The following is a 13,930-nucleotide window of genomic DNA, read 5'->3' on the forward strand; positions in this document are numbered from 1 at the left end:
GGCATCTGCCCTCGTTTTTTTATGTCTGCTATCCACTCAGGATATTTAACGTTCTTTCTCATAAGGTCGCCCGATGGCTTTCGGAGCAACGGCTTTACCGATAAAGCCTGCCAGCAATACCACGGTTAACACGTAAGGCAATGCAGAGAACACTTGTGTTGGAAGCACACCAATCAGCGGTATATCGACGCCCTGCATCCGTGTTTCTAGTGCAGAGAGGAAGCCAAATAGCAAACATGCTAACAACGCGTTACGCGGCTGCCACTTACCAAAGATAACCGCAGCCAACGCAATGTAACCTTGCCCTGCGGTCATCTCTTTACCAAACGCGGCGTTTTGCGCGGTTGATAAATACGCCCCAGCAAGCCCACAAAGTAAACCCGCAATCAGTACCGCACGGTAACGCAGCCAAACAACAGAGATACCTGCCGTATCAATCGCATTTGGCTCTTCACCCACCGCACGTAAACGTAATCCAAAGCGCGTACGGAACAGCACCCACCAGGTTACAACTGCAGCAACAAACGCCAAATAGACAAGAACGTTATGCCCTGAAATGACATCACGGTACAAAGGGCCTAAATAAGGCACGGTTTCACCCAACCATTCCGCACCTGGCAATTCGGAGGGCAGAAAACGTTGGTCACTGTGCAACGATGGCGTTTGACCGCCGCGCTCAAACCACGCGTGACCAAGGGTAATTGTCATTCCAGAGGCAAAGAAATTAACTGCCAGCCCGGAGATAATTTGGTCGCCCTTTTGAGTGATCGACGCATAGCCATGAATCAACGACAGTAACATCGACCCCAAGATGGCAGCGAACAATCCAAGCCAAGGATTCCCTGTGACATAAGACACTGCCGCCGCGACAAACGCTGAAAACAGCATCTTGCCTTCAAGACCGATATCTACGACCCCAGCACGTTCAGAGAAGATCCCTGCCATTGCCGCAAAGATTAGCGGTACGGCGAGACGTAACGTGGAATCAGCAGAGGAAAGTAGCCAGTTAAACAGTTCCATTTGCTGCCTCCTTATCGTTCGAACGACGGCGAGAGAAGAAGCCTTCTACCGGTTTACGGATCATTCTGTCCAACGCGCCCGTGAAGAAAATCACAAGGCCTTGAATCACCATGATCAGCTCTGGGTTCAAACTTGGCATCTCGAATTGCAGTTCCGTCCCCCCTTGGTAAAGCGCACCAAAAAGCAATGCAGCAACGATGATGCCGAAAGGGTGATTTCGCCCCATTAATGCCACCGCAATACCAATGAAGCCAAAGCCACCTGTGAAGTTCAGTATCAAGCGATTTTGCGCCCCAAAGACTTCGTTAACGGCCATTAAGCCCGCTAAGGCACCAGAAATCGTCATCGCAATGATGATGATCTTCTTGGCGTCGATACCGGCATATTCCGCTGCATCAGCATTTTGACCCACCACGCGAATGGCATAACCAAGGCGGGTTCTAAACAGCATCACCCAAACAAGATAAGCGACGATTAACGCGAGAATAATGGAGGGGTTCAGCAGAGAAAATGGCAGTTCATAGCCCCAACTGCTTGCCAGTTCATAGAGCTTAGGAAACACCGCTTCTGGGTTGAAATAACGGGAATCTGTTGAGTTACCGCCGTATTTGGCAATGTGCTCGACCAATGCATACCCCATGACAGAGAATGCAATGAAGTTAAACATAATGGTCGTCACCACGATGTGCGAGCCACGTTTAGCCTGCAAGTAACCCGGTATCGCCCCCCAAAGCGCACCAAATGCCGCAGAAACAATGATCGCGAGGGGTGCCATCAACCACACAGAGAACGTATCATCCAACACCAGCATCAGAATGCCGATGCCTAAACCTGCAATGTAAGCCTGCCCTTCACCACCGATATTGAACAAACCGGCATGAAAAGCGACGGCCACAGCAAGGCCAGTAAACACAAAATTGGTGGCATAATATAAGGTATTGTTCAGGCCACCGTATTCAAGGTTGGTCGCCCCTTGGATCATCACGCTAAAGGCTGCCGTCGGGCTTTCCCTAACCAGCAACACCACTAAGCTGGAAATCACGAGTGCAACAGTAAGCTGAATCAGTGGGACTAAAAATATTTTCACCCACGTTGGGGCACCTTCTTGTGGTTGGCTCATTCCTCGCCCTCCTGCTGTGCCGCATTCGCCATCAATTTACCAAGGTCTCGTTCATCAATGTTTTTCGCAATTACGTCGCCAGTGATCTCACCATCCACCAGCACAATGATGCGATCAGACAGCGACATGATTTCTTCCAACTCGGTAGAAACCAGCAAAATTGCCGCGCCTTTGTCTCTCGCTTCAATCAAGTTACGGTGAATAAATTCAATGGCGCCAATGTCCACACCGCGTGTCGGTTGCCCCACCAAAAGCACGTCAGGTTCACGCAGCATTTCACGGGCGATGATGAGTTTTTGTTGGTTGCCGCCGGAAAAGTTGGCAGATTTCAAATGCGGATCCACAGGGCGAACATCGTATTGCGTCATCATGTGCCTTGTCGCATCTTCAATCGCAACAGGGTTAAATAACCCTTTGCCGTATGCAATATCGTGCTGGAACCCTAATATCGCACTTTCAGACGCAGGCATGGATTTCACCATACCCTGCCGAATTCGGTCTTCCGGAATATGGCCCACACCCAGTGCACGCATGTTTGCAGCATCACGTTTAACCGTTGAGGTAAATAGCGTTTTCCCTTTGCTGGTCGAAACAGAAAACTCGCCTTGCTGCGGGGTCATGACACCAGAAAGCACCGACAAGAGTTCGGATTGACCATTGCCAGACACACCGGCAACACCCAAGATCTCGCCAGCTCGCAATTCAAAATGAAGGGATTTCAGTCGCTCAACACCACGGCTGTCTTTCCATGACACATCTTGCACAGATAAGCGCGTATCGCCCGGTTTGGCCTCGCTTTTATCCACACTTAAGAGCACTTTGCGCCCCACCATTAGTTCAGCGAGTTCATCCACGTTGGTGTTCGCCGTTTCACGGTGCGCGACCATGGTGCCTTGACGCATCACGGACACAGAATCCGTGATCGCCATGATTTCTTTTAATTTGTGCGTGATAAGAATGATGGTGACACCCTGCGCTTTGAGGGTGTTAAGAATATCGAAGAATTGTTCTGTTTCTTGCGGTGTCAGAACCCCTGTAGGTTCATCAAGAATAAGAATGCGTGCACCGCGATAGAAGGCTTTGAGAATTTCGACCCGTTGTTGAAGGCCAACCGCCAACTCGCCCACAATGGCATCGAGATCGACCGTTAGGCCATAATCTTCCTCGATTTTTTCCAACGCAGAGCGTGCGGTTTTTGTCGCCACGTTAAGCATGCTGTGCCCTTCAGCACCCAGCATCACGTTTTCTAATACAGAGAAGGTTTCCACCAACATGAAATGCTGATGCACCATACCTATACCATGAGAAATTGCATCTTGTGAATTGCGGATATTGACGGTTTCGCCATCGACTTCGATGGTGCCAGTGTCGGCTTGATAGAAACCATAGAGGATCGACATTAATGTCGATTTCCCTGCACCGTTTTCCCCGACAATGCCGTGAATGGTGCCGGGCATGACCGATAAATCGATGTCTTTATTTGCGTGAACCGCGCCAAACCGTTTGTTGATTCCACGCAGTTGAATTGCGGGATGAGTCATGCCTACTCCTTGGCATTAAAATGGGACATCAAGGCGAAGCAATAGAACGATACGTTTCCATAGTGAGCACGAACACGGGTTTATCCGACGCATTTCGCGCATTGCCCCACCGAGTTAACGGCACAAAGCAAATCGCCCCCTGACAAGCAATTAAGCATGTTCAGGGGGCGAACTTTTAGCGATTAATACTCACAAGAATCCGTGCTGAAGTAATCGTGAACCACGATCTTACCAGCGATGATGTCATCTCGGATTTGTTTCACGCGCGCTTCCATTTCTGGTGTCACGAGTGATTTGTTGTAATCATCCAGCGCCCAATCAACACCGCCTTCTTTCAAACCTAGCGCTTGAAGACCCGGAGTGAACTCGCCAGCTTTCGCATCGTTGAACGCATCTTGAACCGCAACATCAACGCGCTTAACCATAGACGTCAGCATCACGCCTGGATGCAGGTAGTTTTGGTTTGAATCCACACCAATGGCATATTTGCTTTCATCAACAGCAGCTTGGTAAACACCGACGCCTGTACCACCCGCTGCGGCATACACCACATCAACGCCTTTATCGAACTGAGATTTTGCCAGCTCTGCACCTTTGGTTGGGTTGTTCCATGCAGCAGGTGTTGAGCCTGTCATGTTCTGTACAACATCAGCGTCTGCACTTTGGAATTTGGCACCTTGCTCATAACCACATGCAAATTTGCGGATCAGAGGAATATCCATGCCGCCAACGAAACCGACTTTGTCAGATTCACTTTTCATGACAGCAAGCGCACCGACAAGGAACGACCCTTCATGCTCTTTAAACACCACTGAACGTACGTTTGGCAGGTCAACCACGGCATCAATGATGACGAATTGCGTTTTCGGGAATTGCTTCGCGACTTTCTCTACGATCGGCGCTTGTTGGAAACCCACGGCAACAATCGGGCTAAAACCGCGTTGTGCCATACGCAGCATTGCTTGTTCGCGCTGTGCTTCGTTCGTGATTTCAAACTCGCCATAGCTGACGCCCGTTTCTTTTTTGAAGGCCTCTGCGCCAGTATACGCGGCTTGGTTGAATGATTTATCGAACTTGCCACCCATGTCAAAAACGACTGAGGGCTTAAATGCTGCTGCATGTGCAGATGCTGACACGATGCCAAGCGCAACTGCTGCGGCTAATGAGGTGATTGCTTTCATCCTTGCTACTCCGTCAAAAGAGGTCCAATATTTCACCGAATTGTTAACATTAACATTTAAGTTACATTTCGAGCACTGTATATCGCGTCTCAATAGATGAAATCTTGAACGTATTCACACACCCAAAGCATTTGCCGTATGCAAATCGCTATAAATCAGCGTGTTTCACCACGATTTATAGCAAGATCCAGCCAAACTAACCGATGATCGGAAGATACAGAGGAAACGACTCGCCCACTTTCGTCAGCAATGAAATCATATGCCTCGGATGATGAGCGTGGCCAGAACACCCCACCGTCAACCACATTAAGATCGTTCGATGGCAACACATAATCGAGTCGTAATCCTCTTGCGTGTGTTGCTCTTGATTTGTGTTTGGTTCGTGAACCGGAAAGCGACTCAATCGCTCCGTCACTGGTTGGAATGTGTCGCGGTAAATGATTGTTTTCAGGTAACGCGGTCTGCATGGATGAAGGCTTAATTCTTGGGTGGGTAAGCAGACCTTGAATCACTTTCTTATCGCCGTCGCCATTGGTGGGGTCCGCATTGAGATCCCCCATCACAACAAAAGTATCGTTCGCGCCAAGCCCGCCAGATTGTCCCGCGTCATCCACCAAATATGCCGCATTTTCAATGATGTCGCTGATCAAGCGAAGCTCATCCGCATTTCTGCGAAGGTTTCGGCGTTCTTTGCCATCGAAAACCGGTGGTGTCGGGTGACAGGCAATCAGATGGATCGTTTTTTCGCCCACGTTAATAGGCACAACGACATGGTTCTTTGAAGACAAACGCAGGGCGGATTCCGTCTCTTTGTCGAAGAAGTTTTTCGGCATGCGATGGTTCGGCATGTCAGCCCATCGCAGCGATTGCCAACACCGAATGTTATCAGCATCAATCGGATACCGACTCAGCACCACGAAACCATATTGCCCATGATGACGCCCAAAACCGTGTGCTTTTTGAGGCACTATGGACACATCTGTACCTTGCTGAATAGCGAGCCCTGTGTTTGTTGGGGGTAAGTAGCGATAGGGGTAATGTAGCGGTGATTCGCCCTGCTGGGATTTACCAAGGAAATGCTCAAGAAAGTACGCCAACATGCCGTCATCGCCACCTTCACCAAGGTGGTCAAATTCACACAACAAAAGCACGTCAGGACGAACACGTTGAATGATGGCTGCGAGGTTGTTAAATCGCGCTGAAATGCGAGGGTCATCTGCACTTTTCAGCGCTTCAAACATGTCACCCGCGTTGTCTGCAGACATGGCAACATTGAACGTTGCAAAGCGGCAAGAGGTTGCGCCGTTAGGTTTAGCGTCAGAAGGCAATGTGTGAAAAGAAGAATCTGAAGAAGACATGTAAATGAAAGCCACCAAAAAGAGTGAATACGCTGATAGTAGCGTATTCACTGTGGACAAGGCATGTCTCCTTGTCACTTTTCATGGTCATTTGCCCTATCACCTTGGAGGCGATGACCTTACAGCCAAAGACCTGCTGCCAAGCGAGCATCATGCATCATACTTCAGCAGACAATGGCCTACGAAGAAACGTGTACTTTTTCCTTCAATATCGAAGAAAGCGCGCGACGAATATATTGCGCATCAGGCTCCGCTCGGTGTGGCGCGGGCCCAAGTGCGTCCAACGCTGACAAGAAATCTTCCCGGCAAACGCCTTCTTTATCACGCAGCCAATGCCCCACTTCTGTTAACGTGAAGGTAGGCCGCATATGTGCGGCCTTGTATAACCGCCCAAGCCAAAACAAATCCCATTGGCTGTCGCAAAGCACATCATCGTAATAACACAATGCATTGTTCAAATGCGTGCACACATCTAACACCGAGACGCCTTGCGTGACCAATTGCTGGCGGCTTATACCGTGGATTTCCTTTTCCGCAAACTCATCCCAGTACTGCCATCCCTCAGGGGATGAATCCGGGTTAATGATCAAACTGATACTGTTTCCATCGGGTAAGCAATAACCCACTTCTATCGGATAGGAAGCGTCTGACAATCCCGACGCTTCAAAATCGAGAGTAACCCACATATTATCGCTCCGTGATAATCTAGTGTATTCAAGAGACGCCTGAGGCTACAGCGGAACCAACCAAGAAATGACAACGGAAACCATCCGTTAGCTGCCCTGTCATGTTCTCTTCAAGTTGTCCGCACCTGTCCTCTTTCAGGCATAACCATATGCAACAACGGTACGACTACTGCTAAATGTAGCGATTCTTTACCAAGGTGACCGTCTTAACTTTGTTAGGAGCCACCATAAATTCGGCGTTTATCACTTTTTGGAATAACCGCTTTCATTTAAGGCAACACAGAACATGCACACCAACGGACTCAAACCTGTTATTGGCTTCGCCGGATACAGCGGCTCAGGCAAAACCACCTTGCTAGAAGGTGTCATTCCTCTACTCAAGCAATCTGGATTGCGCGTTGGGCTGTTAAAACACAGCCACCACAACATCGAACCAGACTCGCCAAAGAAAGACAGCTATCGCCTTCGGTATGCTGGATCCGACCAGCTACTGCTTGCCACCTCTTCTCGCCATATGCTGTTCTTTGAATACCATGACAACAATGACCGCGAGCCAGAGCTAAAAGAATGCCTCGCCCAACTTGATCTCAATAAATTGGACATCGTTTTAGTCGAAGGGTTTCGTGATACAAGCCTGACAAAAATTGAAGTTCATCGACCAAGCCATGAAAAACCCTTGTTATGTGAACATGATGACGACATCATCGCGATAGCCACTGACAGTGCATACCCACTTCCTGTTTCAAACGATATCCTACAAATCGATATCAATAGTCACGAAGCGGTTGCAGGTTTTATTAAACACTGGCTCAACACGGCGACCGATCAAGCACGTTACCTTGGCTACGGTAAAAAAGACGCGAATCACGGTGAATAGCGTTTCATCATTCACCCACATCACGTTTTTCCGCCTTCATCGTTAAAACATGCCATACAGTTAATAATGTAGCTTGTTAATAGACGATCAATGTCAGGAAATGAAGATTCATCTGTCGCTCAAACCAGTCAAAGTGATCACAATACCGTTCAATAACACACTAGAAGAAAGAATACAGACATGAAGTCAACGACTCGTAGCGTCAAAAAACAAAAACACATCGCGCTCGTTGCGCACGACCACTGTAAATCTGAGCTGTTGCGTTGGGTTAAAGAAAACAAAGACATGCTCGCACAGCACATCCTTTATGCCACTGGCACCACTGGAAACATCATTTCTAAAGAAACAGGGTTAGTCATAACATCCTTAATGAGCGGCCCGATGGGCGGTGACCAGCAACTCGGTTCGCTGATTTGTGAGAAGAAAATCGACATGTTGGTGTTCTTCTGGGACCCACTCAGTGCCGTTCCGCACGACCCTGATGTCAAAGCTCTGCTCCGCATCGCGGCAGTATGGAACATTCCTGTTGCCATCAACCGTGCATCAGCACGTTTCATGATTAGCTCGCCGATGATGAGCGAAGAGGTGGATACGGAAATCCCGGACTACGATGCCTACCTCGCTGAGCGTCTGCACTGATGATCATCCAGCCTCAAATCCAGGGCGTTGTTGCACGTAATTGCCATCCTTACGGCTGCCAGGCAGCGGTAAAAGATCACATTAAAACCGTACGTGCACTCGTTCAATCAAATGCGCTAGCCGCCAAAGAAAGCACACCCAAACGTGTACTTATATTGGGGGCATCGTCTGGGTTTGGGCTGGCATCTCGCATCGCGTTGATGTTTGGCCCTGCGGCGGCATCCACCATTGGTGTGTCTTTCGAACGTGGCCCTTCTGAAAAAGGAGTTGGCAGCGCGGGTTGGTACAACAATGTATTTGTTAAAGAGGAAGCTGACGCGTCGGGCCTGACCACTAGCAACATCATTGGCGATGCATTTTCAGAGGATGTTCGCCAACGTGTTACCGACACCATTCATCGTCAATTTGGCGGAAAGGTCGACATGGTGGTGTATTCACTGGCAACGGGCGTGAGACCTAACCCTAAAACGGGTGAGTTCTGGCGGTCTGCCATCAAACCCATTGGCAAAACGGTATCCGGATATTCGATAGACCTCGAAAAGCAATCACTCTCGCTGATGACACTCCCTCCTGCAACAGAGCAAGACATGGATGAAACCATCAAGGTCATGGGCGGTGAAGACTGGCTGCATTGGATGTCGTTTTTGTCTGAAAACGCTTTGCTCGCGGAAGGCTGTTCTACAGTGTCTTACTCTTATATTGGCCCAGAGCACACTCATGACATTTATCATGACGGCACCTTAGGCAAAGCCAAGATTGACCTCCATCAAACACGCGCGGCCATTAATACGCTGCTCGCGCCACTCAATGGCCACGCAGATGTTGCGGTGTGCAAAGCGTTAGTAACGAAAGCCAGCGTGTTCATTCCCGGCTTAACGCCGTATTTGTTAGTGCTTTATAAAGCCATGAAAGCGCAAGGTTTGCATGAGCAATGCATCGAGCAAATGGTGCGTCTTTTCTATCAAAAATGGCCAAACACTGACGACAGAGATGAAGATGGTTTGATCCGCGTTGATGATTGGGAGTTAAGCGACGAGGTGCAACATGCCGTTAATGACATTCTGCCTTTGTTGAATCCGGATAACTTTCGTGAATTGGGGGATTTTGATGGGTTGTATCAAGAATTTTTGCAACTCAATGGCTTTGGTTTTGATGACGTGGATTACCAAACAGAAATCAGTTTAGATGCATTAAAAGCGTTACGACCTTAATCGTATACCTTCCCATATACGCAGATTGATCACCCATACAATCTGCGTTTTGTTCGTCTATTCGAGAGAGATTTAGCCTAATTTGGCTATTGGCTATTGGCTATTGGCTATTGGCTATTGGCTATTGGGATAGCCTAAGACTTCACGTAATTCAGCAGCATGCTTTTTCACCCAGGTACGGTTGATCGCGCCCCACTCTTTGACTTCATACCCGCCATTTTTGTTTGCACCAACAAACTCTACGCGCACATCCAACTCAGACAATGCATCAATGGTGTCTTGCGCCGTGCGTCTTGGCATCCCCGTTTCTTGCATCAACGAAGGAACAGTGTTCACCCCTTGGTCAATGAGGTATGCCACTAATAATCGGCGATAGAAGCTGGTTTTGGTTTTACTCGGTTTAGTCAAGACGATGTCCTTTATCGCTCGTGGCCGAAAACGCTTTGCGTCGCCACCGTTTCATTTACAGTCAGAAGAGTGTAACCCCTCTCACCAAGCGATAAACCGTTTATTGAACAATAAGCTAAAGACTGTGCATTATTTCACATCAATGTCTCAGGCGCGGCCTCGCGACCAGAACAGACACATGGATAAAGAAGATCATCATTGAAAATCAGACACCGTATAGATAAGCCCTCCAATCCAGAAATCTCCATCAAATGAGGTCTCCATAACCTTCTCTTTACCATCAACGTCTAATGTCACCATGTAACGTCCCGCGGTTAACCCTTCGGCCATGAAAAATCCGTCCCTTTCAATCTCACTGGAATACTCCAACTGGCTTTCAATGTGCAAGAAATGAAGATACCCATCAGGCGGAAAATCACCATGAAGGTATCCATCGATACCAAACGAAGACACCAAAGAAATGGTAGGTTTTGTCACCGCAACTCTCCGCGTATTCACATAGACGGGGTTTTGTTCTGGCATGAGATTTAAATCCAACGAGCCTTCATCAATAAAAACGGGCAAGTGATCTCGTACGGGTACATCAAGAAATTCAAACTGACCATCTTCCTCAGTTTTTGTGCGTTGGTTCATCACCTTCAGCCCCACATCGGCAACGCCATTGCCATTCGCGTCAATTACCCTCCCTTTGAGCTTTGCTGCGTCATACTTGTCCCAATCGGTGTATTCAATGTCCATGGGTGGGAGAAAGGTGTCGGCCTCTTCGATAGAACGACCATGAACATACGTCTTAGCCCCAAATTGAGCCGTCACCTCAATACCGACATCTTCTGACGAACCATAAAGCTTGATCAACAGGTTGGAATTAAACCGCGCTTCAATGGATCCGTGCACGTCAACGTTATCGTCGCGGTAGCGGGAGGAGATGTTTGTAATTACAGTGTCTGTTTTAAGGAAACCGCCCAATTGGCAACCTTTGCAGCTGTACCGAAGTGACGCATCTGTTTGCTGAAATTGACCATGATCGTCACATTGTGTTTTCACACGCCATGATGCATCAGAAAACCCGCTTTTCGTTAACTCAATACTGAATAAGGACGTATGGCTCTGCGTGTATCGAGACGCTGTGTAATCGGACTCCACAGCCAAAAATAGGCTCTTAGCCACTTTTGTATTGATGCGAGATACCGCTCGGTAAAAGTCTTCCTCACGCGTCAAATTGGCATTAACGCTCACACCGTCGAGCGACCAGTAATACTTAACGCTATCGTAAGTGTCTTCGCTGGACTCAAAAACATCGGATTTATTCCACTCAATAGACAATGATTGATGCGTATCGAACAGTATTTCCAACTCTACGGGAAAGCGATGCGTAGACGGCACAAAGCCTATATACCCTGCAAGCCAATGTGCAGGAAGGTAACGCATTTGCAGCGCGAAAATGTCTTCGTTTTCAGATGTAAACGCTGTACCTCCGGCGGTCAAGTAACTGTCAATACCGTATTCAACAACAGCCGCCGTTTCATGGTTACCACCACCATTTGCGACGACGTCAACGCCCCATTGATTCTTCATTAGAAAGGCTTCGTCTAGCCCTGCTACAACAACTTGCTCATCCATCCAATTACCGCTGTCTAAGTAGTAACGGAACGTTAAAACATCACCAGGGGCAATGTTGTTCTCTTCAACAACGAAACGTCCAAAATCGTCGGATTGATAAGCGTTTTGATAAATGCCATTTACCAATACATCAATGTTGATGTTCGGATCTGTCGTCCGCTCTAACTGAAGATTGCCGAACTCAACTATCTGTTTTCGATTTGTGTAGTAAACACCGTTGTCTAGCGTTTGAGGTCTCGAGAAAATCCCGCCATCAAGCAATACGTGCCCCAATTGAAGAGACGTTTCGTGTTTATCGTCATGAACTTCAACGTTGTAATACACGATGGGGTCATCAGCACGTGAATCGATAGATAACCTTGAATAGGAATGTTGCGTACTGATGAGCGAGTCGGACAGAACGAAAACGTCCTGATGGGTACGTGAATGGTAAGCAGACGTCATAGCAAAACGGCTCGATAATCCAACGCCGTTTTCGGGATTGATTGCAGGTTTTCGTGTTTGAAGTGCTATCGCTTTGGCTTCTTGCCGTGTCGTTTCTTTGAGTAATTTCGCTTTCTTACGAAGCTCGGCAGATGAGGTAAACAAAGGCTCAATGTTTAACCGATAGTCATCAATGGACCACATGACCTTAGTAGGAAAACACGCCGCCATGCTTTTCCAATGGATGAGTACGTCACCGCTGTGATCTCTCAGTGTCACGTTCTGTTGCTCAGCATCGCCTCGATAGCATCGGGCGTTGTTTGTATCAATCACAAAAGGTGGCGATTCTCGACGTATGTCTTGCGGCAGATAAGCCTCACAGACACCCGCTGAACATTCGCTAGCCATATCGATAAGTGAAAAGATCGCCTCATCAAAAGAAAGATAAGGCTGCTCATCCTCATCCATTCTCACACGATAGAAATTGTCTCCCGCCTGCCCGACATGCACTTCAATGTGAGCGTCGAACAGATCATCGTCAAATTCATCTGAGGCATGTAAATAGCCAGAAATAATCAACAAGAGAGAAAATAATAAAAATAAACAGATACTGCTGTACTTCATTCTGCCTTAAATTTGCGTGTTTAGAACGAACACCTCTGAAGGACTTGCTCATGTTGAATCAATTGCGCTTCCGTCGTGGTGATCGGGAGGGGTTTGTTCAGTTCAGCGTTTCTCACAACAACCAGATTTTGCGTCCAATCCCCGTACTTCAACATTGCGTTGAATTGATAATTGCTTTTGTTCTGAATACGGATGCCATGTGCATCACACAGAACAGAAACATCTTGATCGGGTTGGCCTTTTTGAACATAAACAGGGATATAGCTGTTAACTTTGAAGTTCAGTGCGAAGGCAGAAGAGGTTTTGCCTTCCTCTGTCGACGCCACATTCGCCGTCGGAGAAAAGTGGATATACGCACGGTACTCTCCATTGGCTTTGTCTGACGGTAACGCTTTTAGGCGCAGTCTTATGGTGCGTCGCTGATTGGGGTTAAGTTTCCGAATGATGGGCGGGGAAATTTGCAGAAAGTCAGAAATATCTTCCTCCCTTTCAATATCATCACGCAATCGGCGCACGCCTTGAGACGTAATGGGCCGATAGACTGCCTTAATGTCCAATCGAAGCGGCTGATCTGAGGTATTCTCAACAACGATCTTTTCAGTGACTGAACGTTCTGCATCTAACACAAACCGCGTGGGTGCAATCAGCAATTGGCACGTTGCGGGAAAAGAGACAATGAAACTGAACAAGGCCAGCAGGACACACTTCATTTATAATTCACCTCAAAGCGAATAGCACTGGAATACCTACCCGCAGAATTTTTTGCGTGGATTTTCACGACCGCACCAATACACAACAATGGTGTTCTTCCGTTGGATCTGATCCTCACGATTCCTCTTTTCGACAATCCACACCCATAGATGAACCGGTTAACTTTCAGTCGCTCCCTTCCTCTCTCTTTGTAAATGAATTGACGGTGAGGGACGGTAACAACAACATGTTCGCCAGGCTTTCCTTCAACATAGAATCGCGCCACATCAACACGATTAGAAAACGGCGTTGATTTTGCTTTTTGATTGAGCCCTGTTACATACATGCCTGAGAACTCAAGCTTCATTCTTTCGGGAACAATACAAAGTGAAAAACAGGGAAAGGAAATGAGTGATAAAATAAAAACAATAACACTTCTAAGGAACAGAGCATTTATATGGCGATATAACCTAAAACTGTAAATTTTATATTCAAGTAATATCGCCATTGTTATCAAATACTATATGCCACT

The 13,930-nt window shown here is 47.7% G+C and carries 13 protein-coding genes; 3 read left to right on the forward strand and 10 right to left on the reverse strand.

The window, feature by feature from the left end:
• Positions 1-45: 45 nt before the first annotated feature.
• The 6 genes from BM082_RS05820 to BM082_RS05845 form a co-directional block, all read right to left on the reverse strand.
• Complete coding sequence (locus tag BM082_RS05820; RefSeq protein WP_017012973.1) at positions 46-1,020, reverse strand: ABC transporter permease; 975 nt, start codon at positions 1,018-1,020, stop codon at positions 46-48.
• The gene (locus BM082_RS05825; RefSeq protein WP_074925737.1) at positions 1,007-2,140 is read right to left on the reverse strand and encodes an ABC transporter permease; all 1,134 of its coding nucleotides are present in this window, start codon (positions 2,138-2,140) and stop codon (positions 1,007-1,009) included. Before BM082_RS05825 ends, BM082_RS05820 begins: the two co-directional genes overlap by 14 nt.
• Positions 2,137-3,681, reverse strand: coding sequence for an ABC transporter ATP-binding protein (locus tag BM082_RS05830; RefSeq protein WP_074925741.1), 1,545 nt, complete (start codon positions 3,679-3,681; stop codon positions 2,137-2,139). The genes BM082_RS05825 and BM082_RS05830 overlap by 4 nt, the downstream gene beginning before the upstream one ends.
• A 182-nt stretch (positions 3,682-3,863) precedes the next feature.
• The gene (locus BM082_RS05835; RefSeq protein ID WP_017011153.1) at positions 3,864-4,862 is read right to left on the reverse strand and encodes a BMP family lipoprotein; all 999 of its coding nucleotides are present in this window, start codon (positions 4,860-4,862) and stop codon (positions 3,864-3,866) included.
• A gap of 155 nt (positions 4,863-5,017) precedes the next feature.
• On the reverse strand, positions 5,018-6,280 hold the full coding sequence (locus BM082_RS05840) for an endonuclease/exonuclease/phosphatase family protein (RefSeq protein ID WP_074925745.1): 1,263 nt from the start codon (positions 6,278-6,280) through the stop codon (positions 5,018-5,020).
• 119 nt (positions 6,281-6,399) lie between these two features.
• Complete coding sequence (locus BM082_RS05845; RefSeq protein ID WP_017011155.1) at positions 6,400-6,906, reverse strand: hypothetical protein; 507 nt, start codon at positions 6,904-6,906, stop codon at positions 6,400-6,402.
• A gap of 286 nt (positions 6,907-7,192) precedes the next feature.
• On the opposite strand from BM082_RS05845, the gene mobB reads away from it, so the two are divergent.
• From mobB to fabV, 3 genes are all read left to right on the forward strand, one after another.
• Complete coding sequence (gene mobB / locus BM082_RS05850; RefSeq protein WP_074925749.1) at positions 7,193-7,783, forward strand: molybdopterin-guanine dinucleotide biosynthesis protein B; 591 nt, start codon at positions 7,193-7,195, stop codon at positions 7,781-7,783.
• A 180-nt stretch (positions 7,784-7,963) separates the two neighbouring features.
• Positions 7,964-8,422 carry a methylglyoxal synthase gene (locus BM082_RS05855; RefSeq protein WP_017011157.1) on the forward strand — a complete coding sequence of 153 codons (459 nt, stop codon included), beginning with the start codon at positions 7,964-7,966 and terminating at the stop codon, positions 8,420-8,422.
• Complete coding sequence (fabV, locus tag BM082_RS05860; protein WP_074925753.1) at positions 8,422-9,633, forward strand: enoyl-ACP reductase FabV; 1,212 nt, start codon at positions 8,422-8,424, stop codon at positions 9,631-9,633. Before BM082_RS05855 ends, fabV begins: the two co-directional genes overlap by 1 nt.
• 114 nt (positions 9,634-9,747) lie before the next feature.
• Here fabV and BM082_RS05865 read toward each other — a convergent pair whose 3' ends face one another.
• The 4 genes from BM082_RS05865 to BM082_RS05880 all read right to left on the reverse strand — a co-directional run bounded on the left by BM082_RS05865 (position 9,748) and on the right by BM082_RS05880 (position 13,906).
• Positions 9,748-10,041, reverse strand: coding sequence for a winged helix-turn-helix domain-containing protein (locus BM082_RS05865; protein WP_017011159.1), 294 nt, complete (start codon positions 10,039-10,041; stop codon positions 9,748-9,750).
• Positions 10,042-10,236: 195 nt separating this feature from the next.
• A complete protein-coding gene (locus BM082_RS05870) occupies positions 10,237-12,708 on the reverse strand; it encodes a carboxypeptidase-like regulatory domain-containing protein (RefSeq protein ID WP_074925757.1) in 2,472 nt (823 codons plus the stop codon).
• Positions 12,709-12,728: 20 nt separating this feature from the next.
• Positions 12,729-13,418: a fimbrial biogenesis chaperone gene (locus BM082_RS05875; RefSeq protein WP_074925761.1), complete on the reverse strand. Its 690-nt coding sequence runs from the start codon at positions 13,416-13,418 to the stop codon at positions 12,729-12,731.
• Positions 13,415-13,906 carry a DUF4402 domain-containing protein gene (locus BM082_RS05880; protein WP_244275946.1) on the reverse strand — a complete coding sequence of 164 codons (492 nt, stop codon included), beginning with the start codon at positions 13,904-13,906 and terminating at the stop codon, positions 13,415-13,417. Before BM082_RS05880 ends, BM082_RS05875 begins: the two co-directional genes overlap by 4 nt.
• Positions 13,907-13,930: the final 24 nt, after the last annotated feature.

This window comes from Enterovibrio norvegicus DSM 15893 (genome assembly GCF_900115495.1).
In the GTDB taxonomy this organism is placed as follows: domain Bacteria; phylum Pseudomonadota; class Gammaproteobacteria; order Enterobacterales; family Vibrionaceae; genus Enterovibrio; species Enterovibrio norvegicus.

Coding starts and splice junctions, on each gene's coding strand:
- BM082_RS05875 (WP_074925761.1), bottom strand. CDS start 13,418: ATGAAGTGTGTCCTGCTGGCCTTGTTCAGTTTCATTGTCTCTTTTCCC.
- fabV (WP_074925753.1), top strand. CDS start 8,422: ATGATCATCCAGCCTCAAATCCAGGGCGTTGTTGCACGTAATTGCCAT.
- BM082_RS05820 (WP_017012973.1), bottom strand. CDS start 1,020: ATGGAACTGTTTAACTGGCTACTTTCCTCTGCTGATTCCACGTTACGT.
- BM082_RS05845 (WP_017011155.1), bottom strand. CDS start 6,906: ATGTGGGTTACTCTCGATTTTGAAGCGTCGGGATTGTCAGACGCTTCC.
- BM082_RS05870 (WP_074925757.1), bottom strand. CDS start 12,708: ATGAAGTACAGCAGTATCTGTTTATTTTTATTATTTTCTCTCTTGTTG.
- mobB (WP_074925749.1), top strand. CDS start 7,193: ATGCACACCAACGGACTCAAACCTGTTATTGGCTTCGCCGGATACAGC.
- BM082_RS05825 (WP_074925737.1), bottom strand. CDS start 2,140: ATGAGCCAACCACAAGAAGGTGCCCCAACGTGGGTGAAAATATTTTTA.
- BM082_RS05835 (WP_017011153.1), bottom strand. CDS start 4,862: ATGAAAGCAATCACCTCATTAGCCGCAGCAGTTGCGCTTGGCATCGTG.
- BM082_RS05855 (WP_017011157.1), top strand. CDS start 7,964: ATGAAGTCAACGACTCGTAGCGTCAAAAAACAAAAACACATCGCGCTC.
- BM082_RS05830 (WP_074925741.1), bottom strand. CDS start 3,681: ATGACTCATCCCGCAATTCAACTGCGTGGAATCAACAAACGGTTTGGC.
- BM082_RS05880 (WP_244275946.1), bottom strand. CDS start 13,906: ATGGCGATATTACTTGAATATAAAATTTACAGTTTTAGGTTATATCGC.